Raw genomic sequence first — 23,812 nt, 5'->3', positions numbered from 1 at the left:
CCGATGATAGTGCCCAATTGCCGGGTGTGAAAGTAGGACATCGTCAGACTATTTATGCTACGGAAAAGCCCTCTGCTAAACACAGGGGGCTTTTTTATTGGCGGGGAAAGAAGCATTACAAACATAAACCGAATGCTGCTCACATTTGTGGACAGAGAACCTTGATACCTCTTTCTTTATGCCTTTTACTGCATAGGTGTTTCTGTTGAAGCCAGAACGGTAAAGCCTTTTGTTTGAGGATCGTAAATTTCAATGGTCTGGGTATTTTGCCATTCGCCATTTTCCAGTGACCATATGACGCGAGTGACCATCAGGCGTCCATCCGGTAATGGAACGGCTTCGCTGACCCAGTTCCATGACGCATCGGCACGAGACCATTGGTTTTTGGCATGGTCGTATATTTCGACAAGGTCAACCTGGCCATCATCGGTCCATCCTCCTGCAATCATAACCTGATTGTCTGGCAATAAGATGGCGTAGTGATCACAACGCGCCTCCTGCATTTCGGGTAATTGTGTCCATGTCTGAGAGGCGGGGTCGTATAGCTCTACCGTATTCAGGGCTTGTGTCGGACCATCTTCTCCACCGACGATCAAAACCTTTCCATTGTCTAAAAGTGTTGCTGTGTGGCGAACTCTGGCGGTTTGCATAGCGGTCATTTGAGTCCATTGATCTGCATCCGGTGTGTAGAGTTCTACGGCAGATAATTCGGTGCCAGCACCAGCCGCAGAGATCCCGCCAGTGACAAGAACTGAGTTATCCTGCAGTGTGGTCGCAATAGCAAGCATGCGCTTTTGTTGCATGGGATGGATATTCTGCCACTGATTATTTGCCGTCATAAAGATGGCAGCATCTGTCAGGCCTTCTCCTATGCTTGACTCTCCACCTATGAACATGATGCGCCCATCGTTCAAAATGGTGGTTGTTGAATATGAGTTGAATGGTTCTGGCTGGTTTGCTGTGGTGTCGATGGTATTGGACTGTGGGTCATAAATACCGGCACCAGGGACATGTACACGACCATCTGGCAACAGGGTTAGAAAATGTCTGGAGGATCTGGAATCGGTCCATGCGGGGTTTGCAGGGGCCGTTTGTACCCATTGGTTTTTGACCGGATCATAGATTTTGGCTTGATCTGCTCCCACAGATGCGCCGGTCACCAGAACACGCCCATCTGTCAGAACAAGTAATCTGGCATGTGCTGAAGATGATAGAAACCAGCTAACACTAAATGCAAAAGCCCCTATGCAGGCAAAAATGAAATGACGAGTGACATGTACAAAGGAATATCTTTTCATGGGGTGCATTTAATATTGACAATATTGGCGTTTGTATTGATATGGAAAGTATAGCGGTCTTCTGAATTTGATCATTTGTTTCGGGCGCAGAAACAAATGCAAGGCAAGCTAGTCAGAAGGCCCTGTAGCGGACGACTGGATCGCCTGCCCGGCAATAAAATAATGCCCCCCGGCTACATGGTGTATCGTTCTGAGCTCATCATGACCTTCGAAGTGCCAATGGCCTTGGCTGAAAACACGGGTATCAGCCCATGCTGCAGTGACTTCTCCTAAAAACAGATCGTAGGTTTGCTGAATATGTGGCTCAGTAATGAGTTTGCATTCCAGCCATGCAACACAGTCTTCAAGCAAAGGGGCTTGAGTTGTTGTGCCGGTAAATGTTTGAAGGTTTAATGTGGTGATTTTGTCTTTTTGCGTGTCACGCAATAATGCTGCACCGGAAAGCGAGCCGATTTGTTGCGCCAGATTAACCTGAGCTCGGGTTGGAACGCTGATGGCAAATGTGCCCGATGCTTCAAGCAACTGGCGTGTCCAGGTCTGCTTGTCAAGGACCACAGCAACTTTGGATGGTGCAAAATCCAGTGGCATGTTCCAGGCGGCAGTCATGATATTTTGTTGCCCATTGTGTGCGGCACTGACGCAAATTGTAGGCCCATGGTTTAAAAGCCGGTAGGCTTTTTCCAGCGGCACAGCTTCACGATAGTTCATGTTCATTTTGTAGTATAAAAAGTGTTGATTTCCGGCAGTTTACCGGGTTTGGCGCTTTATAGAAAGAGAACAGGGGTGCACAGGAAAGGAATCGTGGGATAATAGCGGTCTGGTCGTTTTTTAGACGGTGCATTCAGAGCAAGCAAATGATAGAAAAGAAGGTCCTTTCAGCAACAGATGATTTGGTGTTGTCCTGGCGGCAGCTCTTGCTGCCTATTGGTGCAATGGCGGCGGTGATCATTCTGTCCAATGTGCTGGTGCAGTTTGTGATTAATGACTGGCTGACCTGGGGCGCTTTTTCGTATCCGCTGGTATTTCTGGTGACAGACCTGACAAACCGTGCCATTGGTTCGCGCAATGCACGCCGTGTGGTGTTTGTCGGGTTTGCGGTGGCTGTTGTGGTTTCTTTGTATCTGGCGCCGTGGCGTATTGCTGTGGCATCTGGTGCAGCGTTTATTTTTTCTCAGTTGATGGATATTCTGGTGTTTAACCGCTGGCGGCAGGCCTCCTGGTGGAAGGCGCCGTTTTTTGGCTCCACCGTGGCAACCGTGGTAGATACGCTGGTGTTCTTCTCTATCGCTTTTGCTGGTACGCACATGAACTGGTTCATGCTGGCCGCCGGTGATATGAGCGTGAAGTGGCTGATGGCAGTGATGCTGCTTGCACCCTATAAGGTGTTGCTGCCGTACTTATTCAGCTACTACAAAAGGGCATTCAACTGAGTTGAGCTGCTGGCATTAAGGCCGAATGGTAAATCCAGCCGGTGCAACGTTGGGAGCGGGCTGGTTACAGTGGTACATGTCCATGTAAATCATGACGATGTGGTCGCCACATTGCACATGGTAGCGGTCAATGATGTGATAGTCCGGGTCTCCGGGTTGTATCGGCTGGCCGCATTTGGCGGCATATTCTCTTTCCTGCGCGGGTGTCAGATTCTCGGGCCAAGGCGTACGCATGCCGACATTGCCGGTCCGGTAAAAGTACGGGCTTTGCCCGTCCGGGCAAATCAGTCGGGACAGATATTGGCGTTGTCCCACAGGCTTGCAGACTTCAATGGCGGTTTCTATGGTCATACCGTATTGCGGGTCTGGCGTTTCATGCACTGGGGCGTTTGATACGCACCCGGATGTGCTGATGATGGCTGACAAAAGCAGCAGCAAAGAGAAATATGATGGCTTCATAGGGGGCAATATGCTTTGCTGGTAAAGGACAAGCCTGCTTTGCATCACGCTGAGCGCAATGCAAATCTGGCCCACACAATAAGAGCAGTATATACGCTTGCCGGGGCAGCACCCACAAAATCAGAGTATGTGCTGGTAGATTGCCAGATCTGCAGCGCTGAAGCAGCAGAAAATGATTTCCTGAAGATGGTGGTTATGGAGCGCTTCTTCAGCCAGATAGGCTTTGACCGTGTTGACGGCAATTTCTGCCGCGGCTTTTTGGGGATAACGGTATGCGCCGGTGCTGATGCAGGGGAATGCCATGCTTTGAACACGGTGTTCGCCAGCCAAGGCCAAGCTGTTCTGGTAGCAGTTTGCAAGGGCCTGTGGTTCACCGTGCAGTCCATCCTGCCAGTAAGGGCCGACGGTATGGATAATGTATTTCGCAGCGAGGTTAAAACCTGGGGTTATACGTGCCTGCCCTACCGGGCAGCGTCCAATGCGGCGGCACGCTTCCAGCAGGTCAGGCCCGGCGGCACGGTGGATCGCACCATCGACACCGCCGCCACCCAGCAAAGAGGTATTGGCGGCATTGACAATGGCATCAACCTGCAAGGTGGTGATGTTGGCCTGAATCGCACGAAATTCTGGCATCGCCATGTATTCAGGCGGTACCGCCAACCGTCATGCCGTTGATTCGGATGGTGGGCTGGCCAACGCCAACGGGAACGCTCTGGCCTTCTTTGCCGCAGGTGCCTACACCGGTGTCCAGCTCAAGGTCGTTGCCGATCATGGTGACGCGGGTCAGGGCGTCAGGGCCGTTACCAATAATGGTGGCGCCTTTGACCGGGTACTGGATTTTGCCGTCTTCAACCCAATAGGCTTCTGATGCCGAAAATACAAACTTGCCGCTGGTAATGTCGACCTGACCACCACCGAAGTTGGTGGCGTACAGCCCCCGTTTCAGCGAAGAGATGATTTCCTGCGGGTCTTTGTCGCCGCCAAGCATGAATGTATTGGTCATGCGCGGCATGGGCACGCTGGCATAGCTTTCGCGGCGGGCGTTGCCGGTGGAGCTGGTTTTCATCAGGCGGGCGTTCAAGGCGTCGTGCAGATAGCCTTTGAGTATGCCGTCTTCAATGAGTACATTGCGCTGGGTAAGGTGGCCTTCGTCATCAATGTTCAGCGAGCCGCGCCGGTCGGCGATGGTGCCGTCATCCAGAATGGTGACACCAGGCGCTGCCACGCGCTCACCGATACGGCCGCTGAAAGCGCTGGAGCCTTTGCGGTTAAAGTCGCCTTCCAGGCCATGGCCGATGGCTTCGTGAATCAATACGCCCGGCCAGCCGCTGCCCAACACAATATCCATCTGGCCTGCCGGAGCGGGGCGGCTTTCCAGGTTGAGCAAGGCGGAGTTAACAGCCGTGTCGGCATATTGTTGAATCTGCGCTTCTGACAGTGCAGTCAGGGCGAAACGGCCGCCGCCGCCACTGGAGCCGATTTCACGCCGGCCATTCTGTTCTGCAATGGCGGTGACGGATAAGCGGACCAGAGGCCGTACATCAGCGGCAATGGTGCCGTCAGCACGGGCAATCAGTACAACATCGTATTCTGCGGCAAGGCCTGCCATGACCTGAACAATGCGTGGATCTTTGGCCCGGGCCAGGCGCTCCACTTTTTCCAGCAGAGCTACTTTTTCGGCGTTGTCCAGGGAGGTGATCGGATTCAGGGCCGGGTACAGGTTGTGCGAACTGCTGCCAGCAGTGGCTGGCCTGGCAATTTGGATGCGTTTATTTTGCCCCGCCGCAGCAATGGCGCGCACCGTGCGTGCAGCATCAAACAAGGCGTTTTCTGAAATATCGTCAGAATAGGCAAAAGCGGTTTTTTCACCCGTAATGGCACGTACGCCCACCCCGGTGTCAATGCTGAAGCTGCCGGATTTGACGATTCCTTCCTCCAATGACCAGCCTTGCAGGCAGGTGTACTGGAAATAAAGGTCGGCATCGTCTATACGGTGTTCGCCGATCAGTTTCAGTGCCCGGGCCAGTGTGGTTTCATCCAGTCCGAAGGGGGTCAGCAAAAGTGATTGGGCAGTTTGCAGCCGTTCCAGTGCAGGTTCGTGTGAAATCATGAAATAAATTCCGTGGTGAAGTCTGAATTATCGCGTAAAGGCGCTCCAGACGGGGAAACATCTTATAAAGATGGGGATGAAAATGCCGGATTTCCAGTGCAGGCAGAAAAATGATCTGTTTTTGGGAATAAGCAAGGCCTGAAACGCAGGAGGTGCGTATGATATGAACGCGTAAATCTAGGGTCAGGACTCATTAAATAGCGCGTTGCGCAAGTGTGTAAGGAGGATGCAGCATAAGGCGTTGAAGTGCGCCGTGTAATAAACTACGCAAGCACGAAACAACGCAGTGATGCGCCTCATGGCACATTTGCCCTTCGGGTTTGCTGGAATGGCGCTATTGACTGCGTTGCTCAGCTTGGCAAGGGCCCGTGCCATTGCCTTCGCTTCGTGCCTTGTCCTACCCCCATTCCAGCAAACGCAATCTCTCTATTTAATGAGTCCTGACCCTAATCAGCGTATCATGGCAGTTTGTTGCAGGCATAAGGTGTTTTTTCAGGCGGAAGGTGTTTACCTGCCTTTCTGCTTTTAATAGGGAATAAGGTTTAATGAGTATGGATCACAAAACAATCGACACACAGGCGCTACAGACACTGGTGCACCAAAAATGGGATCGGGAAATTACCCCTGCACTGGTGGAGTACATCAAAATTCCGGCGAAATCGCCTGCATTTGATGCACAGTGGGCAGAGCATGGCTATATTGACCGGGTGGTGCACGATGCGGTGGCGTGGGTCAAGGCCCAGCAGATACAGGGGTTGCAGATAGAGGTTGTGCGTTTGAGCAAGCCGGATGGTTCGCCCCGCACGCCGGTGATTTATTTTGAGGTGGCGGCATACCAATCCGCCGCAACACAAACGGTTTTGATGTATGGGCATTTGGACAAACAGCCTGAATTTTCCGGCTGGAGTGCCGGGCTGGGCCCGTGGCTGCCCAAAATTGTGGATGACAAGCTGTATGGTCGCGGTGGCGCCGATGACGGGTATGCCATTTATGCCAGTGCCACCATTGTGAAGGTTTTGCAGCAACTGGGGGCATCACACCCGCGGGTGGTGGGTGTGATAGAAACCTGTGAAGAATCGGGCTCGACCGATTTGCCTGCTTATCTGGATGCTTTGAAAGAGCGCATGGGTGATGTGGGCATGGTGGTCTGCCTGGATTCGGGTGCGGGCAACTATGATCAGCTCTGGATGACCAATTCGCTGCGTGGCATGGCTGCCGGCGTATTGCGGGTGGAGGTGCTGACGCAGGGCATCCATTCGGGCGATGCGTCAGGCGTGGTACCGTCCAGCATGCGGGTCATGCGCCAGTTACTGGACCGGCTGGAGGATAGCCAGACCGGGCAGCTCAAACCGGCGGTATTTCAGTGCGAAATCCCCGCCAAGCGGATGCAGGAGGCACGGGCCGCCGCCCGGATTCTGGGGGAAGGCATGCTCAAACGCTATCCCTGGGCGCAGGGGGCTGATGGCTCGCCGGTGCATCCGGTTACTACAGACCTGGTGCAGGCGCTGCTGAACCGCACATGGGGTGCGACTTTGTCGGTGACCGGTGCGGATGGTTTACCGGCACTGGGAAATGCCGGCAATGTGCTCAGGCCGCATACGGCGTTGAAACTGAGCCTGCGGTTGCCGCCGGTGGTTAATGCACAGGATGCCGTGCGGCAGGTGAAAACGCTGCTGGAAGAAAATACGCCCTATAACGCCAAAGTGACTTTTGCGCCTGAACTGCCGGCCAATGGCTGGAACCTGCCGGATTATCAGTCCTGGCTGGATCAGGCGTTGCAGCAGACTTCACAAGCTCACTATGGTGCGCCCTGTGCGTTCATTGGGCAGGGTGGGACAATTCCGCTGATCAACATGCTGCAAACGAATTTTCCAGCGGCGCAAATGCTGGTGTGTGGCGTACTGGGCCCCAACAGCAATGCGCATGGGCCGGATGAGTTTTTGCATCTGCCCTATGCACGCAAGCTGACGGCATCTGTGGCGCAGGTGATTGCAATGCATCCTTGACGCGGCCGGGGCAAAGAGCGGACCATGTATATGAGCCCCTTGCGCCTTGCGGCATGATTTTGTGGATAATCCGGTGTAAGCAATCAATGTGAAGAACGGTTCGGATAAAGGAGAAGGCAGAGATGAGATGGATTGAGCATTTACGCAAAGCAGCTATGGCGCTGACAGCGGTTGCGGCTGTGGGCATGGCGCCCATGGTACAGGCAGAGGTGAAGGTTGGGGTGGTGCTTTCCAGCACCGGGCCGGCGGCGGCATTGGGTATTTCAAGCCGCAATGCCATTCAGATGTGGCCCCAGACATTGGGTGGAGAGCCTGCCAAGTACATTATTCTGGATGATGCGACCGATCCTTCTGCCACCGTGCGCAGCTTCAGCAAATTCATCAATGAAGAAAAGGTGGATGTGATTGTAGGCCCCAATCTGACAGCTGGGGCACTTGCTGCGCTGGACCTGATTGCACAGAGCAAAACGCCAACCATCACGCTGGTGGGCTCAGGGGTGGTGGTGGAGCCGCCTGATGATCCCAAGAAACGCTGGGTATTTAAGATGGCTGCCACCGATACGCTGATGGCCGATGTGCTGGCGCAGTACATGGCGCAGCATGGTGTGAAAACGCTTGGGTTTATCGGCTATGCGGACAGCTATGGCGAAAGCTGGCTGAACGCGTTCAAGCCTTTTGCTGAAAAGCACGGCATTCAAATTGTGGGAGTTGAGCGTTACAACCGTACCGATACCAGCGTAACCGGTCCGGTGCTCAAGCTGATTTCGCTCAAGCCCGATGCTGTTCTGATTGCGGGCTCAGGCACCCCCAGCGTATTGCCCCAGAAAACACTGATGCAGATGGGCTATAAAGGCACCATTTACCAGACGCATGGCATTGCCACGCCGGAGTTTCTGAAAATCGGCGGGCGAGATGTGGAAGGCACCATTTTCCCGACGCAGCCGGTGGTGGTGGCAGAAACACTGCCGCAGGACCATCCGGTGCGTGCGGCGGCGATGGAGTTTGTGAATGCCTACAATGCCAAATATGGTGCCAATTCAGTGACGCAGTTTGCCGGTGATGCGGCCGGTGCTTATCCGGTACTCAATGCCGCAGTTGAGCGCGCTTTACAGCATGGAAAGCCGGGAACCGTGGAGTTCCGCACGGCTTTGCGCGATGAGCTGGAGCGGACCACTGAAGTGATCATGCCCAACGGCATTGTCAATACCAGTGCCAAAGACCATGTGGGGCTAGATGGCCGCTCGGCGGTGATCGGCACTATTCGAAACAACCGCTTCGTTTATCTGGCGGACTGAACGCGCAGGTTTTGGCCGGTGCATCCGGTTCTTTGACAGCCACCCTGAGCGGTGGCTGTTTTTATGGGGAGAGGAATTCCGACAATAGGTCATGTGGCTGTCAGAAGGTGCTGATAAGGAGGTAAAATCAAACCTTTGCCCGATGGGCGCAGCATTCTTTACGGCATTGACCTAAGAATGCGGTGTGAGGAGAGGTGTGTCGTGCTGTCAATCAGTGTGGCGCAGTCAGATGAACATGAACCGATTGAATGGCGATCAGATCAAATTGAGCAACATCAACCCGTATCAGGTGGTTTATGATTGACCCGTTTATTGCAGGCGTGCTGAGCATTGACGGGCTGACCACAGGTGTCATTTATGCCTTGCTGGGGCTGGCGGTGGTGCTGGTGTTTTCTGTCACGCGTGTGCTGTTTGTTCCTCAGGGCGAGTTTGTTTCATATGGGGCGTTGACCATGGCGGCCTTGCAGTCGCAGATGTTTCCGGCAACGGTGTGGCTGCTGCTGGTATTGGGTGGGGTCTGTTTCATGGTTGAAGCCGCACGCATGCTGGGGGCCCGCACCCGCTTCCCGGCCAAACAATGGGCATATATGCTGGTGCGCGATATTGCGTTGCCTGTGGCTATTTTTTTGCTGGTGCGCACGTATGCGCTCAGAGAAACCGGGCTGCTGGTGCAAAGCCTGCTGACGCTGCTGATTGTGATTCCGCTGGGTCCGATGGTCTACCGCCTGGCGTTTGAGCCGGTGGCGCAGGCCAGCACGCTGACGCTGCTGATCATTTCCATCTCTGTGCATTTTGCGCTGATGGGGCTGGGGCTGGTGATGTTTGGCCCCGAAGGCGTGCAGACAGCGCCTTTCATTGATGGCGGCATGTTGCTGGGCACCATTTTTGTGAAGTGGCAGACCGTGGTGGTGATCATGACGGCCTTGGCACTGGTGCTGGTGTTGTATGTGTATTTTGAGCACAGCTTCATGGGCAAGGCACTCAAGGCGATGTCGGTGAACCGCATGGGGGCAAGGCTGGTAGGGATTAATACCGCACGGGCCGGCCGTATGACATTTGTCATTGCCGCGGCGCTGGGGGCAGTCAGTGGCATGCTGATTGCGCCGCTGACCACGGTGTATTATGACTCCGGTTTTATCATGAGCCTCAAGGGGTTTGTCGGGGCTGTTTTTGGAGGCCTAGCGAGTTATCCGCTGACGGCGCTGGGTTCTATTTTTGTGGGCGTGCTCGAATCATGGGCATCCTTTCTGGCCAGCGCTTATAAGGAGGTGATTGTCTTTACGCTGATCATTCCGCTGCTGCTGTGGCTGTCTATTTCCAAGGGACAACACGATGAGGAGGAGGAGGAATCATGAAGCCTCATCATCTCAGTGCGGTTGGTCTGGTATTGTTGGTGATTTGCCTGGCTGTGCCTCAGTTGCCGGTGCCGGAGTACTGGATCACGCTGCTGAATTACACCGGCATTTATGCGCTGCCGGTGCTTGGTCTGGTGCTGTTGACCGGGTTTGCCCGCATCACCACACTGGGGCAGGCGGCGTTTGTCGGCATTGGCAGTTACGCAACAGCGGTGCTGGCGGTCAAATTCAATATCTCGCCCTGGTTCGGTTTGCTGGCAGGCATTGCACTGGCCGTGCTGATTGCCTTTTTGATCGGGCTGGTGACAATGCGGCTTTCCGGCCATTTCCTGACGCTGGCAACGTTGGCGTGGGGGCTTGCGCTGTTTTATCTGTTTGGCAATATGGAGTTCCTGGGCAAATACGACGGCCTTTCCGGCTTGCCGGCACTTCATGTCTTTGGGTGGGAACTGGCCAGCCCGCGGCAGATGTATTACCTGATCTGGATCGTATTGATTTTATCGATGCTGGGGGTGCGCAATCTGCTGAATTCGCGCATTGGCCGGGCCATCCATACACTTAAAGGTGGTAATGTGCTGGCAGAAGCCATGGGCATTAACAGCCAGTGGCTCAAGATGCTGGTGTTTATTCTGGCAGCGGTGCTGGCTGCCGTGTCCGGCTTTCTATATGCCGGGCTGCAACGGGCGGTGAACCCGACATCGTTTGGCATCAACTATGGCATAGAATATCTGTTCATGGCGGTCATTGGTGGCATGGGGCAGGTCTGGGGCGCGTTGATTGGCGCGGCGGTCATCACGATTTTGAAAGATGTGCTGCAAAGCATGCTACCCAGGTTGATTGGAGAGCAGGCCAATTACGAAATGGTGGTGCTGGGCATTGTCATGGTGCTGATTCTGCATTACAGCCGCGATGGGGTCTGGGGGTATATTTCGCGTCTGCTGCCGCAGCGCGCGCAAACGCAGGCGCCTGACCCGCAAAGTGTGGAGCCATTACCGTCACGGCGGCGGACTGGCGACAGCAATGGGCCGTTGCTGGAAGTGCGGCAGGCGCGTAAAACATTCGGTGAGCTGGTTGCGGTCAATGATGTCAGTTTTGATGTCGGACCGCGTGAAATCGTGGGGCTGATCGGCCCCAATGGTGCCGGCAAATCAACGCTGTTTAACCTGGTGTCTGGTGTATTGGCACTTAACAGCGGAGAAATCAGGTTCTGCGGCGAACGTATTGATGGGCGCTCCTCAAGACAGATTGTGTATCAGGGGGTTGGACGCACATTTCAGCATGTCAAACTGTTGCCGCAGATGACGGTGCTGGAAAATGTGGCTGTTGGCGCGCATCTGCGCGGGCACAGCGGCCCGCTGCGTGCGGTGTTGCGCTTGGACCGTCCTGACGAAAAACGGCTTTTGGCCGAGGCCGCCAGGCAGATTGAACGGGTCGGGCTGACAGGTGCCATGTATACCCAGGCGGGTAATCTGGCGCTGGGGCAACAGCGGGTGGTGGAGATTGCGCGTGCGCTGGCAGGAGACCCGACGCTGCTGCTGCTGGATGAGCCCGCTGCCGGGCTGCGTTATATGGAGAAAAAGGCGCTGGCAGATCTGTTGCGCAAGCTGCGTGATGAGGGCATGAGTATTTTGCTGGTGGAGCATGACATGGATTTTGTGATGAACCTGACCGATCGCCTGGTGGTGATGGAATACGGTGCACGCATTGCCAGCGGCACACCGCAGCAGGTTCAGCAGGACCCGGCGGTGTTGCAGGCTTATCTGGGAGGCATGGCATGAGCAGCCTAGCAGAGAGCCATATTCTGTTGAAAGTTGAACACGTGCATGTGTTTTACGGCAAGATTGAAGCCGTGCATGATGTCAGCCTGGAGCTCAGGGCCGGGCAGATTGCCACAGTGATCGGCCCCAACGGGGCGGGCAAAAGCTCTTTGCTCAATGCGTTGATGCATGCCTTGCCTGCAACCGGGCTGGCGCATGGGCAGGTCATGTTTGATGGGCAGGATATCAGTCACTGGTCGATTGAATCCCGGGTTCAGAACGGGTTATCGCTGGTGCCGGAAAAAAGAGAGTTGTTTTCATCCATGTCGGTGGAAGATAACCTGAAGCTGGGTGCCTATGTGCGCAAACTGGCTGGTGAGCGGGGCTTTCTGGACCAGCTTGATGTGGTCTATGCGCTTTTTCCCCGGCTGAAAGAGCGTTTCCGGCAGGAGGCCGGTACGCTGTCCGGCGGCGAGCGGCAGATGCTTGCTGTGGGCCGTGCGCTGATGGCAAAGCCCAAAGTGCTGATGCTCGATGAGCCGAGCCTGGGTTTGGCGCCGCTGATTGTGCAGGATATTTTTGCAACCCTGAGCCATCTGCGCTCACTGGGCATGGCGCTGCTGCTGGTGGAGCAAAATGCACGCATGGCCTTGCAAACCGCAGACTATGGTTATGTGCTGGAGACCGGGGAACAGGTTTTGCAGGGGAAGGCATCAGAGCTGCTGCACAACCCTAAGGTGATGGAAACCTATCTGGGGCTGGGACGCCAAAAGCAGAAATGAACAAAGCCGGAACGCTTTTTACAGCGGCCCGGCTTTGATCTGGAATGCAAAAGCAGGTTTAGAACGGGAATCCTCTGCCCATATTCAATGGTTTGCCGTTCACCGTCATATTGCCCATTTCATATGAAAAATTGGAAGTGATCCGGTCGCCTGTGCGGGTGATATAGCCGCGGGCAACGGTTTCGTCGAGGAAGTCCTCAATCTCATAATCTTCCATGAAAATATTCAACCAGCTGACAGGTATATCCATGCTGGCATGTGCCTGCAGTTTTTGCATAATCAGCAAATGCATGCGTGTCTGGCGCTCTTCAGCGGTGAATGGCTGAATACCGATGTCATAGCTCAGCTCGCCTTTATCGCCATTGAGCACCAGTGAGAATTTGCTGATATCAACCTTGGGGCCATGGCTGAGTATATCCAGCATGATGTTTTCCATGGCCTTGGAGTCCATACCGTAGAAATCATCTTTGAACTGATCCATCAGTTTGAGGTAATTGTCTACGTGCAGATTGCTGATCGTTCCGGCAACATCAAAGCTATCAACCTGTACGGGTTTTTCTGTCGGATTTTCAACATCCACAACGGCGTTGCCGGCAAAAGTGAACTGTGTTTGCAGCAGACCCTTGTCATCAACTTTGGAGTCTTCTGTGTATTTGCCATTGTTGAGCGTAAAGACGGTTTCACCTTCATCGCGGAATTCTGCTTTTTCAACGCTGACTTCATTGTGCCCGTTAAACTGCCACTGATGGTCACGGATGGGTTTGCCGCTTTGCAGGATGCGCAGGTTGGTTACCCATAAACCGCTGCCTTCGTAATAGGGATCGGTGCTGTAAACCGAAAGCGAAGGCATGGTAACGTCCATGTCGGCCAACTGCCCCTGATTGTATGTACGGAATGTTCCTGTATAAGACGGCACATTAAAGGCGATATCGTCTGCTTCGCCTTCCAGTGCCCGTGCACTTTGTATGGCACCGGTGATATCACCATTGAGCGCGATGGTGCCTTTGCCTTGCTCGATGGGCTGATCGCCCAGCAGTTCCAGCAACTCAAAAGTCGTGTTTTCCGTGGCGCGTGTGGTCCATTCAATTTGGGCAACGTCAAAATGCCCGTTTTCCAAAACCGGGTTATGGTGGATCGTCAGATCGGTTTCAAAGGTCATGTTGACCTTATCGTCTGTCCACATGTCCACTCCGAAATCGAAATAAGATTCGATGACAGCGGTAGACTGGTTTCCGGTATTTTGGAAAGTTTTCAGCGTAAAGCGTGAAGACGGAAAAGTGGCTTGCAACCCCTTCAGATAACTTTGCAACTGTTGTTCAGCCATGGTTCCGTAAACAGACTGTGCTGCCGGGGCTGCGGTTGCGGTTGTGCTGTCGCTGGTTTGGGCCATGGCGCAGGATATGCTGCCTGCCATGGTGGCAGCAATCAGGGACCGGGCAAAAAATTTGGTTTTCATAAAAGGTTTCCTGTCTCAGGTCTCATGGGAAGGAGCAACGAAGACGCAAAAACAAGCCGTCTTGTTGTTGATACCCGAAGTATTCTACCGTATCGCGTTCAAATAGCGCTAAAAACACGCATTTCTCTGTAAGCGCAATGTCATTATAGAAATGCAGAAATGGCAGCAGGCTTATTTTTTCGCTGGTTTGGGTTGTGTGGGTGTGTGCGGTACATTTCCGGCACGGGGGTGGGCGGCATCATATACCTGCGCCAGGTGCTGAAAGTCCAGACGGGTATAGACCTGTGTTGTGCTGATGCTGGCGTGCCCCAACAGCTCCTGTACAGCACGCAGATCGCCGCTGGACTGCAGCAGATGGGTGGCAAAGCTGTGGCGCAGCATGTGCGGATGCACTTTGCCTGCAATGCCGGCATGGCGGGCCCTGCTTCTGAGGCGGTTGCGGATTTGAACGTCTGTCAACCGGGTGCCATTGCGTCCCAGAAATAAGGGGGCCGGGTCTTCACGCACAAATTCCGACCGGACACGCAACCAGTTTTGAATGGCATGGATTGCGGTGCTTCCAATGGGAACGATACGCCGTTTGTTGCCTTTACCGAGAACATGTGCTTCTCCGGCCTGTAAATCAAGCCAGCCGGCAGCATGGTCAGATGGCGTGATATTCAGACCGACCAGTTCTTTGATACGTAAACCGCAGGAGTAAAGAAGCTCAATGATGGCATGGTCTCGTGTTTCAAGCCGCATGTCCTGATGATCAAAAGTGCTGGGAGGCTCCTTGTAATCGGTCAGTTGCATGGCCTGGTCCACAGATAGTGCTTTGGGTAATGGCTTGCCGGCTTTGGGTGCACGGATGCCGTCAATCGGATTGATGGATATAAGCTGTTGCTGGCCCAGCCAGCGAAACCAGCCACGCCATGCAGACAGCAAGTGCGCAATGCTGCGCGGGGCTAAGCCGCGCGCATGCAGTTTGGCCAGCCAGGAGCGCAGGTGAAACGGTTGAACCTGATCATATTGGGTCGACAGGTCGAGCCCGTGCTCTTGGGCCAGCAACGCCAGTTGGGCCAGGTCATGGCGGTAACGTTCTAAAGAGCGTGCGGCCAGCCGGCGCTCATAACGCAGGTGTTCCAGATAGGGCATGAACGCTGCCGGTTCTTCTTGAGAACTGGCAGGTGGCAAAGGCGTGTTCATGGCACCGGCTCGGGTTGCGGTTAAATGTCGCCGGAAGCCGGGGCTTCTTTAAGGCAGCGGGCCAGTGCCGAACTGGCAATGGTGCCCATGCTTTTGAGCACGTCTACGCCCATGTCTGGTGAGAAGCGCTGCGCATCTGGCGAGCCTAACACCATCAGGCCGAATGTTTTGTGCGGAGACTGGGTGTACAAAGGCAGTAATGCAACCGAGCGGATGGCGGCGGCATCGTCCAGCCAGTTAACGGCTTCCAGATCGGGGTTGTGCCCGCAATAGGGGGTGCCACCCATGCTGTTGACAAAAGACTGCACATTGGAAGATACCGGCTGCGCGTAGACACTGGAGGCATAAGCGCTGTCCATATCCCACAGGCGCAAAGCAATCTGGGGGACATTAAAGTGGTTTTGCAGGCCGGTAACCAGTTTGTGCGGGATACGTGTGGCAGTGCGCTCCTGCAACAGCGTCAGTATCCAGTCCAGCAGTTTCTGGTGTGTCTGGTCATTCTCGCTGGCTGCACGGATCATGTTGGCCATGCGCAGTTCCAGCCCCTTGATTTTGTCGCGCAGCAGTTCCATCTGGCGTTCCTGCAATGACACTGCACGCTGGCCGTGCGGGCTGGTTAACTGGATGGAGGCCAGTATATCGGCATTGCGGTCGAAAAAATCGGGCGTACTGAGCAGGTAAGCTGCAATGTCATCTTCTGTTATGGTATTCATAGTTCTATCACTCCCTCAAAAACGGTCTGGGCAGGCCCACTCATCCAAACAGGTTCCTGCAGCCCACGGCTAAAAGCCCAGCGGATTTGCAGGCGCCCGCCGCGGGCATCAACATCAACCTGCTCATCCAGCCAGCCTAACCGGATACCGCACACAACAGCGGCGCAAATGCCGGTGCCGCAAGCCAGCGTTTCGCCAGCGCCGCGCTCATAGACGCGGACTTTGATATGCTGGCGGGATACCACCTGCATAAACCCCACATTAGTCCGCTGCGGAAAGCAGGGGTGGTTTTCAAGCAGAGGCCCTGTTTCCGTGACCGGGGCCGTATCGACATTATCAACCCGTTGCACCGCATGCGGATTGCCCATGGAAACTACCGCGCATGAAATGCTTGCCGGCAATGCGGCTGCATTCAGGGGCAAAGGCCAGAGCTGCCATGCACCGTGAGCAACGGGCTGCAAATTGCCTGGTGCAAACGGAATTCGCTCCAGCTCAAAAACAGGAGCCCCCATATTGACGGTGATATGCCCTGCATCATCCATCTGCAAAACAATATCGCCTGCAAGCGTGCGAACTTTGACCGTGTTTTTTGTGGTCAGTTTTTTTTCATGGATAAAACGCATGAAACAGCGGGCGCCATTGCCGCATTGTTCCACCTCGCTGCCGTCGGCATTGATGATGCGGTAACTGAAATCAATGCCTGGCGCAGGGGATGGGCCGACGATCAGAATCTGATCAGCGCCAATGCCGAAATGCCTGTCTGCCAGTTGCCGGTATACCGCAGAATTCAGTTCAATGGGCATGGCGGTGGCATCCAGAACAATGAAGTCGTTGCCCGCGCCGTGCATTTTGGTAAAACTCAGTTTCATAGGCTGTTATTATGAACGATGGTGCAATGAAAACAAGGGGGTAAGGGGATTTTCACGGCAGCTTTCGACATGAGCACATATACCAGCTACATATGCCGGTTGATATGCGTATGCGCGTGGTCAGGCAGCCGGGCTTTTGTTCTCATATAAAGAAGGCTCTCCAGGCGGTCTGGTTTTAAAGCGGCGGTGCACCCACAGGTATTGCGACGGGTTCAGGCGTATTTGCTGCTCAATAAACTGGTTGATCCGAAGTGTGTCGGTGTATGCATCGGCGGTGGGCACGCCCTCTAACGGGGCATGGTAGTGCACTTTATAACCTTTTCCTCCGGGGAGCATTTCTGCAATGATGGGTACGATTTTCATGTTCAGCGTCTGAGCAATTCGCGACGGCGCTGTCAGCGTGGCGGCCGGAATGCCAAAGAACGGTACAAACTCAGCGTCCTGCATGCCAAAATCCTGGTCGGGCAGGTTAAAAAAAGCCATGCCTTCACGGCGGATGGCACGCATGACCGGTATCAGTCCCTGCTGGCGTGTGAAAATAACGGCTTTGCCTAAACGCAAGCGGGCTTTACGCACCGCTTTATCCATAATCGGATTGGACTGCGCCTGATAGATGGATGCCGCATGGCGCTCCTGGTTCAACTGGGTGGTGACTGCAGCAATGTCCAGCCCAACAAAATGAGGCACCAGCCACATCACGGGTTGATCGGGGTGTTTATCGGCATAGCGTGGGTTGCCTTCGACCTGAATCAGACGGCGTAAACGTGCCGGACTGGCATAAAACAGAATGCCACGCTCCAAAGCGCTGCGGGCCAGCCATTCAAAATGCTGGCGAACGATTTTGTCCTGCTCAGCAAAAGACAACTCAGGAAAGCACAATTCGATATTGCGTAGTGCAATGCGCCTGCGTGAGCCGGCCAGACGGTAAAGCAGCTTGCCCAAGCCTTGCCCGATAGGCGCAAGAATACACAAAGGCAGCCAGTGCAGCAGCCAAAGTAACCATAAAAGTAGCCGAGTACCTAAATACATGAAGCAAACAGATTAAGGCGGTGATTAAAATATGCGAATGCCGCCAAGTGTATAACCAGAAATCCGGGATGGGATTCGTTGCATGTATTATCGTGGATAAACGGACCTTTCCTAGCCAGGGCACAGCAAAAAGCCTATAATACGGTTCTATATCGCCGAGTTAATGAGCAACTTGCGGGGCGATTGATAAATGCCGCTAAAGCGTTCGCCGCTCAGTAACTTCAGAATGGCGATACGTCTTGTGTAATGCCGAAGTTTGAATGGAGTGAAAAAGTGGCGAGTAATGATTATCTGTTTACTTCTGAATCAGTTTCAGAAGGGCATCCTGATAAATTAGCCGATCAGGTCTCTGATGCGATTCTGGATGCTGTGCTTGAGCAAGACCCCCTTTCCCGTGTGGCAGCCGAAACGCTGGCAAATACCGGCCTGATTGTTCTGGCTGGGGAGATCAGCACCAATGCGCATGTGGACTATATCCAGGTGGCGCGCGATACCATCAAACGCATTGGCTATGACAATGGCGATTATGGTATTGACTATAAATCATGTGCCGTGCTGGTTGCTTATGATAAACAAAGCAATGACATTGCCCAGGGGGTAGACCGGGCTTCTGATGATTATCTGGATATTGGTGCTGGTGATCAGGGGCTGATGTTTGGTTATGCCTGCGATGAAACGCCGGTGCTGATGCCGGCCCCGATTTATTATGCACACCGGCTGATGGAGCGGCAGGCGCAGTTGCGCCGGGACGGACGTTTGCCGTGGCTGCGCCCGGACGCCAAAAGCCAGGTGACATTGCGTTATGTGGATGGCAAGCCGCACAGCGTGGATACAGTGGTGATCTCTACCCAGCATGCGCCTGATGTTACGCAGGAGACGATTCGCGAAGCTGTGGTGGAAGATATTATCCGGCCCGTTTTGCCTGAGGCATGGTTGAGCGGCACCCGCTTTCTGATCAACCCGACCGGGCGATTTGTGGTTGGAGGGCCGCAAGGCGACTGTGGTCTGACGGGGCGCAAGATCATTGTGGATACCTATGGCGGGGCGTGCCCCCATGGTGGCGGTGCATTTTCCGGGAAAGATCCGACAAAAGTGGATCGCTCAGCGGCCTATGCGGCACGTTATGTGGCTAAAAATGTGGTGGCCGCGGGGCTGGCACGGCAGTGCCAGGTGCAGGTGGCGTATGCGATTGGTGTGGCTAAACCGGTCAATATCACGGTGTATACGGAAGGCACAGGGGTTATTGCCGACGAGAAAATTGCGGATCTGGTCCTCGCGCATTTTGATTTGCGGCCCAAGGGCATTATCCAGATGCTCAATTTGCAACGCCCAATTTATGGCAAGACGGCTGCGTATGGCCATTTTGGCCGTGAGGAACCGGAGTTTACCTGGGAAGCAACCGACAAAGCGGCTGTTTTGCGCGATGCGGCAGGGTTAAAGTAAACGTCAATGCGTTTTTAAAACGGCAAGGCCGCAGCCTTATTTGGCTGCGGTTTTTGTTTGGCAATTTACGTTATTTCAAGCGACAGGCTTTGCTAATGGTACGGCTTGCCTGGTTGAATGACAGGCATTTTGGTGCATTAGGGCAGCAATTGTTCATGGGCATACAGGTCTGTAACTGCTTCCCGCTTTCTGATTAAATGAACAGATTTGCCATCCACAAGTATTTCTGCTGCACGTGTGCGCGAATTGTAGTTGGATGACATGGTCATGCCATAAGCACCGGCGGACAATACCGCCAGAAAATCACCAGCCTGTACACGAAGTTGACGGTCGTAGCCCAGCCAGTCGCTGGATTCACACACCGGGCCAACCACATCATATGGTGCCGCAGGGAGGTCGGCATGGCGTTTAAGCTCAACAATCTCATGATACGCTTCGTACATGGCCGGGCGGGCCAGATCGTTCATGGCCGCATCAACGATGCAGAAGTTTTTATGTGCCCCCGGTTTCAGGTACAAAACCTGTGTGATCAACGCGCCCGCATTGCCGACAATGGAGCGTCCGGGCTCAACCAGTAATTCCCGGCTTTGCAGGCCGTGCGCATGCAGCCGCTCAATCAGCGGTTGGTAAAGGTTGGTTGGCGTGGGCGGGGTTTCGTCATGGTATGTAATGCCAAGGCCGCCGCCCAGATCGATATGTTCCAAATGAATGCCATGGGATTCAATCTGCTGGATCAAGGCAAGCAGACGATTCACAGTGTCCAGATAGGGAGACGCCTCGGTGATCTGAGAACCGATATGACAGTCAATGCCAACAATGCGCAAATCCGGCAACGAGGCTGCATGCTGATAGGCCGCCAGCGCTTGTTTGTAAGCAATGCCGAATTTGTTATTTTCCAGCCCGGTGGAAATGTATGGGTGCGTTTTGGCATCCACATCCGGGTTGATGCGCAGGCTGACAGGCGCTTGGGCTCCGGCTTCTTTGGCAACGGAAGCCAGAACATCAAGCTCTTGCAGGCTTTCGACATTAAAGCATTTGATTCCGGCTTTCAATGCCTGGTGCATTTCTGCACGTGTTTTACCGACGCCGGAAAAGACGACGGTATTGGCTTTTGCCCCTGCGGTTAAAACACGCTGTAGTTCTCCACCAGAGACAATATCAAAACCGCAGCCGGCCTGTGCCAGCGTTTGCAAAATGGCCAGACTGGAATTGGCTTTAACAGCGTAGCAAACCAGATGAGACGGTGTGTGCGTCAAAGCCTGTTGGTAACCGGAAACAGCGTGTATTAAGGCGGCTTTGGAGTACACATACAGCGGTGTTCCATACTGTGCGGCTAACGCAGCCATGTCTACCTGTTCAAGATAAAGCTGGTCTTGGTGGTAATGAAAGAATGGAAATCCGGGTAATGAGGCGTTCATGGCGTGTGAGAAAATAGTTTGCTGAATATGCGAAATGGCGAAAAATGCTATTTTGATGTCGAAGCGGTTGTTGCAGAATGGGATGTATTGGACAGAGCCGCGGTGCTTTCTGGCAAATAAAGATCACCCTTGAGTCCGCAGGCGCTTAACAGTGCCAGAAAAACCCCGCCGACAGCCAATTTAATGATTCGCTGCAAAATGGCAGTTTCAGGTATATTGTTCATAGTGCATTAATATTTTGATAAAAGAATGATTGTAATGACAGATAAAGATTTTCTGGATGCAGCGGAAAAAGTGCTTGACGCAATTGAGGCATGTTGCGATGACATCAATGAACATACTGAGGCTGATATTGATAATTTGCGCAATGGAAATGCCGTCACGCTGGCTTTTACCAATAAAAGTCAGATTGTGGTGAATTTGCAAAAGCCGATACACGAAATCTGGTTGGCATCACAGGCAGGAGGATATCACTTTACGCTGGGTGATGATGGCTTATGGCATGATAGCCGTGAAGGACTGGAGTTGTTTTCAGCCTTGTCGTCTTTTGCATCGCAACAGTCCGGTATTACGGTACAGTTTCATCCGGTATAGCGGTGGGCCGGAAAGTAAAAAAGCACCTGAAATAATTCAGGTGCTTTTTTTCATGCGTTAACGGAACATGTCCAGAATCGTATCTCTGTGCTCGTCATTGACGATGGGGATATCTTCTGGATTGGGGGTTAACTCGTCTCCCAGTGATTTGATGCCGCCTGAATAGGCAAATTCATCATAAACCCACTGCCCATTGACATTGGTGACGCCGGCAACAGGGCGGAACGGTTTTTGCGGAACGCCTTCCAGGGCATCTTTCATATAGGATACCCAGATTGGCAGGGCCAGAAAGCCGCCGTTTTCCCGCCGGCCCAAGTCTTTGGGCGTGTCGTAGCCGACCCAGACAGCGGCCGCAAGGGTTGGCGTGTAGCCCACAAACCAGGCATCGCGTGAGTCGTTGGTGGTGCCGGTTTTCCCATAGATGTCACTGCGCCGCAATGCACGGTTGGCGGCTGCCCCCGAACCGCGGGTGACAACACCATTGAGCAATGTGTTCATGACAAAAGCATTGCGTGCGGGAATGACACGCCTTTGTTCTGAGAGGGCAGGTGGCGTGTAGTCCAGCAGGATGTTGCCTTTGGCATCGGTAACACGGGTTACCAGGTACGGATCAACCTGATAGCCGCCATTGGCAAAAATCGAGTAGGCACTGGCCATTTGTAACGGCGTCACAGAGCCTGCACCCAGTACCATGGTCAAATAAGGGGGATGCTTGCTGGGCTCAAAACCAAAGTGCCCGATCCATTGCTGAGCGTATTGGGGCGAAATGGCGTCCAATACCAGAATGGCCGGGATGTTTCTGGAGCGTGCCAAGGCTTCCCACATGGGAACGCGGCCGGCAAAAGAGCTTCCATAATTCTTCGGGGTCCAGACGCCCCTGCCCCCAGGGTTGCGGACCATGATCGGCGCATCGTTCAGTGTGGTGTTGGCAGTGACGCCCCGCTCAAGTGCAGCAGAATACACAAACGGTTTGAAGCTGGAGCCTGGCTGACGCCAGGCCTGTGTCACATGGTTATATTTTTTGCGGGCAAAGTCAAAGCCCCCGACCAGCGCCCGGATTGCGCCGGTTTGTGGATCCATAGCGACCAGTGCACCTTCCACTTCCGGAATTTGGGTAATGTCCCAACTGCTTTCCCCGGTTTGCACAATGCGAATGATGGAGCCGGGCTTGATCTGAACCTCTGGCCGTGCATTGGCGGCCAGTCCTGATTTGACTGGCTCCAGACCTGCGCCTGTAATTTCGATGACGTGCTGCCCGTCACGTGTCACAGTGACTTTTTTCGGGTCTGCTGAAAGCACAATGGCTGTCATCAGCTCTTCATTGTCAGGATGCTGCTCCAGCGTGGACGCAACGGTTTGGATCAGCGCCTGAGGATCTTGCGGTAAGTCGATATAGCCTTCAGGGCCCCGATAAAATTGGCGTCTTTCATAGGCCAGCAAGCCTTGCCGTACTGCGCGGTACGCTGATTTTTGATCGTTTCCTTGAATGGTGGTGTATACATTCAGGCCGTTGGTATAGGCATCAGCCCCAAACTGATCCAGGATCATCTGCTGCACGGCATCGGCAGCAAATTCTGCATGCAGTGTCGGGGGAGCAGGTTTTCTTAAAACGATCGTTTCGGCGACCGCCTGATCGTATTGTTCCTGGGTGATCCAACGGACTTCCAGCATGCGTCGCAGCACATGCATTTGCCGCTGACGTGCGGCATTAAAATCACTGATAGGGTTGTTTCTGGAGGGAGATTGAGGTAATCCTGCCAGCATTGCCGCTTCTGCTAGTGTGATGTCCTGCAGTTTTTTGCCAAAATAAGTTTGCGCTGCGGCGGCAAAACCATAAGAGCGATGCCCCAGGAAAATCTGGTTCATATAAATTTCCAGGATCTGGTCTTTGGTCAGATTGTTTTCAATCCGGAAAGAAAGCAGAATTTCGTAAAACTTGCGGATGTATTTACGCTCACTGGAAAGATAAAAATTGCGCGCAACCTGCATCGTAATGGTAGAGGCGCCCCCAGCATCCTTATTGAGCACCTGGCCCAAAACCGCGCGTGCCAGACCTTTGTAGTCAATACCAGGATGGTTATAGAAATTAGCATCTTCTACAGCCAGCACGGCATTGCGCATGACCAGCGGAATTTCGCTGATGGGCATAAATTCACGCCGTTCTTCGCTGTATTCGCCTATCAAAATACCATCTGCTGAATAAATTCGCAGAGGCAGTTTCGGCTGATACTCTGCCAGCAGGTGCACGTCCGGTAGTTTGGGGTACGCAATGGCATAAGCAATAGCGCCAACGGCTAACCCGCAGATAATTAGCGAAATAACGGCAATAACACCCCATTTGATCGCAGCCAGCCCCAAACGAAGCACAAGCGGAGAGGCGGGTGCTTTTTTGGCGGGTTTTGCCTTAGGGGATGATTTTTGGGTGGTTGAGGTTTGATGTCCGCTCATAAGTTTCCTAGAGACCGGAATTATAGGAATTTATGACAAATTCTTGAATTCATATTAAAAAGTGTTATATCCAGACAACAGCAAAGCCGAGTAAGCTGACATTTTTCTTTGATTCCGCTCCCAGATGCTGCTACGATCATACAACATATTTGAAAAAGACAATTA

21 protein-coding genes are annotated in these 23,812 nt (G+C 53.5%); 8 read left to right on the top strand and 13 right to left on the bottom strand.

Features of this window, described 5'->3' with window-relative positions; genetic code table 11:
• Positions 1 to 185: 185 nt before the first annotated feature.
• Both AACY98_RS09530 and AACY98_RS09525 read right to left on the bottom strand, forming a co-directional pair.
• Positions 186 to 1,145: a Kelch repeat-containing protein gene (locus AACY98_RS09530; RefSeq protein WP_339804456.1), complete on the bottom strand. Its 960-nt coding sequence runs from the start codon at positions 1,143 to 1,145 to the stop codon at positions 186 to 188.
• Between the two features lie 261 nt (positions 1,146 to 1,406).
• Positions 1,407 to 2,012, bottom strand: coding sequence for a flavin reductase family protein (locus tag AACY98_RS09525; protein WP_339804454.1), 606 nt, complete (start codon positions 2,010 to 2,012; stop codon positions 1,407 to 1,409).
• A gap of 218 nt (positions 2,013 to 2,230) precedes the next feature.
• On the opposite strand from AACY98_RS09525, the gene AACY98_RS09520 reads away from it, so the two are divergent.
• Entirely contained in the window at positions 2,231 to 2,728 is a 498-nt protein-coding gene (locus tag AACY98_RS09520) for a VUT family protein (RefSeq protein ID WP_126979616.1), read from the top strand.
• Positions 2,729 to 2,743: 15 nt separating this feature from the next.
• Here AACY98_RS09520 and AACY98_RS09515 read toward each other — a convergent pair whose 3' ends face one another.
• The 3 genes from AACY98_RS09515 to tldD all read right to left on the bottom strand — a co-directional run bounded on the left by AACY98_RS09515 (position 2,744) and on the right by tldD (position 5,297).
• On the bottom strand, positions 2,744 to 3,187 hold the full coding sequence (locus AACY98_RS09515; protein ID WP_339804451.1) for a hypothetical protein: 444 nt from the start codon (positions 3,185 to 3,187) through the stop codon (positions 2,744 to 2,746).
• A gap of 120 nt (positions 3,188 to 3,307) precedes the next feature.
• Entirely contained in the window at positions 3,308 to 3,820 is a 513-nt protein-coding gene (locus AACY98_RS09510; protein WP_339804448.1) for an O-acetyl-ADP-ribose deacetylase, read from the bottom strand.
• A 10-nt stretch (positions 3,821 to 3,830) separates the two neighbouring features.
• A complete protein-coding gene (gene tldD, locus AACY98_RS09505; protein WP_339804445.1) occupies positions 3,831 to 5,297 on the bottom strand; it encodes a metalloprotease TldD in 1,467 nt (488 codons plus the stop codon).
• 551 nt (positions 5,298 to 5,848) lie between these two features.
• On the opposite strand from tldD, the gene AACY98_RS09500 reads away from it, so the two are divergent.
• The 5 genes from AACY98_RS09500 to AACY98_RS09480 all read left to right on the top strand — a co-directional run bounded on the left by AACY98_RS09500 (position 5,849) and on the right by AACY98_RS09480 (position 12,492).
• Positions 5,849 to 7,303 (top strand): M20/M25/M40 family metallo-hydrolase, encoded by a 1,455-nt coding sequence (locus tag AACY98_RS09500; protein WP_339804442.1) that lies wholly within the window; start codon positions 5,849 to 5,851, stop codon positions 7,301 to 7,303.
• 122 nt (positions 7,304 to 7,425) lie between these two features.
• Positions 7,426 to 8,598 (top strand): ABC transporter substrate-binding protein, encoded by a 1,173-nt coding sequence (locus tag AACY98_RS09495; RefSeq protein WP_423817556.1) that lies wholly within the window; start codon positions 7,426 to 7,428, stop codon positions 8,596 to 8,598.
• A 299-nt stretch (positions 8,599 to 8,897) separates the two neighbouring features.
• The gene (locus AACY98_RS09490; protein ID WP_339804481.1) at positions 8,898 to 9,953 is read left to right on the top strand and encodes a branched-chain amino acid ABC transporter permease; all 1,056 of its coding nucleotides are present in this window, start codon (positions 8,898 to 8,900) and stop codon (positions 9,951 to 9,953) included.
• Positions 9,950 to 11,731, top strand: coding sequence for a branched-chain amino acid ABC transporter ATP-binding protein/permease (locus AACY98_RS09485; protein WP_339804439.1), 1,782 nt, complete (start codon positions 9,950 to 9,952; stop codon positions 11,729 to 11,731). The genes AACY98_RS09490 and AACY98_RS09485 overlap by 4 nt, the downstream gene beginning before the upstream one ends.
• The gene (locus tag AACY98_RS09480; protein WP_339804436.1) at positions 11,728 to 12,492 is read left to right on the top strand and encodes an ABC transporter ATP-binding protein; all 765 of its coding nucleotides are present in this window, start codon (positions 11,728 to 11,730) and stop codon (positions 12,490 to 12,492) included. The genes AACY98_RS09485 and AACY98_RS09480 overlap by 4 nt, the downstream gene beginning before the upstream one ends.
• Positions 12,493 to 12,550: 58 nt before the next feature.
• On the opposite strand, the gene AACY98_RS09475 is transcribed toward AACY98_RS09480, so the two are convergent.
• From AACY98_RS09475 to AACY98_RS09455, 5 genes are all read right to left on the bottom strand, one after another.
• Positions 12,551 to 13,948: a DUF945 family protein gene (locus AACY98_RS09475; protein WP_339804433.1), complete on the bottom strand. Its 1,398-nt coding sequence runs from the start codon at positions 13,946 to 13,948 to the stop codon at positions 12,551 to 12,553.
• Between the two features lie 171 nt (positions 13,949 to 14,119).
• Entirely contained in the window at positions 14,120 to 15,133 is a 1,014-nt protein-coding gene (xerC, locus tag AACY98_RS09470; protein WP_339804431.1) for a tyrosine recombinase XerC, read from the bottom strand.
• Between the two features lie 20 nt (positions 15,134 to 15,153).
• Positions 15,154 to 15,846 (bottom strand): DUF484 family protein, encoded by a 693-nt coding sequence (locus AACY98_RS09465; protein WP_339804428.1) that lies wholly within the window; start codon positions 15,844 to 15,846, stop codon positions 15,154 to 15,156.
• Complete coding sequence (gene dapF, locus AACY98_RS09460) at positions 15,843 to 16,715, bottom strand: diaminopimelate epimerase (protein ID WP_339804425.1); 873 nt, start codon at positions 16,713 to 16,715, stop codon at positions 15,843 to 15,845. The genes AACY98_RS09465 and dapF overlap by 4 nt, the downstream gene beginning before the upstream one ends.
• Positions 16,716 to 16,835: 120 nt before the next feature.
• A complete protein-coding gene (locus tag AACY98_RS09455) occupies positions 16,836 to 17,744 on the bottom strand; it encodes a lipid A biosynthesis acyltransferase (RefSeq protein ID WP_339804422.1) in 909 nt (302 codons plus the stop codon).
• A gap of 246 nt (positions 17,745 to 17,990) precedes the next feature.
• Here AACY98_RS09455 and metK point away from each other — a divergent pair, with 246 nt between their 5' ends.
• Positions 17,991 to 19,187 carry a methionine adenosyltransferase gene (gene metK / locus AACY98_RS09450; protein ID WP_339804419.1) on the top strand — a complete coding sequence of 399 codons (1,197 nt, stop codon included), beginning with the start codon at positions 17,991 to 17,993 and terminating at the stop codon, positions 19,185 to 19,187.
• Positions 19,188 to 19,324: 137 nt separating this feature from the next.
• Here metK and lysA read toward each other — a convergent pair whose 3' ends face one another.
• Positions 19,325 to 20,605: a diaminopimelate decarboxylase gene (gene lysA / locus AACY98_RS09445; RefSeq protein WP_339804416.1), complete on the bottom strand. Its 1,281-nt coding sequence runs from the start codon at positions 20,603 to 20,605 to the stop codon at positions 19,325 to 19,327.
• A 47-nt stretch (positions 20,606 to 20,652) separates the two neighbouring features.
• On the bottom strand, positions 20,653 to 20,829 hold the full coding sequence (gene lptM / locus AACY98_RS15045) for an LPS translocon maturation chaperone LptM (protein WP_126978615.1): 177 nt from the start codon (positions 20,827 to 20,829) through the stop codon (positions 20,653 to 20,655).
• 34 nt (positions 20,830 to 20,863) lie between these two features.
• On the opposite strand from lptM, the gene cyaY reads away from it, so the two are divergent.
• A complete protein-coding gene (gene cyaY / locus AACY98_RS09440) occupies positions 20,864 to 21,199 on the top strand; it encodes an iron donor protein CyaY (RefSeq protein WP_339804413.1) in 336 nt (111 codons plus the stop codon).
• A gap of 57 nt (positions 21,200 to 21,256) precedes the next feature.
• On the opposite strand, the gene AACY98_RS09435 is transcribed toward cyaY, so the two are convergent.
• Positions 21,257 to 23,647 carry a penicillin-binding protein 1A gene (locus tag AACY98_RS09435; RefSeq protein WP_339804411.1) on the bottom strand — a complete coding sequence of 797 codons (2,391 nt, stop codon included), beginning with the start codon at positions 23,645 to 23,647 and terminating at the stop codon, positions 21,257 to 21,259.
• Positions 23,648 to 23,812: the final 165 nt, after the last annotated feature.

The sequence above is a fragment of the Saezia sanguinis genome (assembly GCF_963921665.1).
Classification (GTDB): Bacteria; Pseudomonadota; Gammaproteobacteria; order Burkholderiales; family Burkholderiaceae_C; genus Saezia; species Saezia sanguinis.
This window is presented reverse-complemented; position numbering and strand designations above follow the sequence as displayed.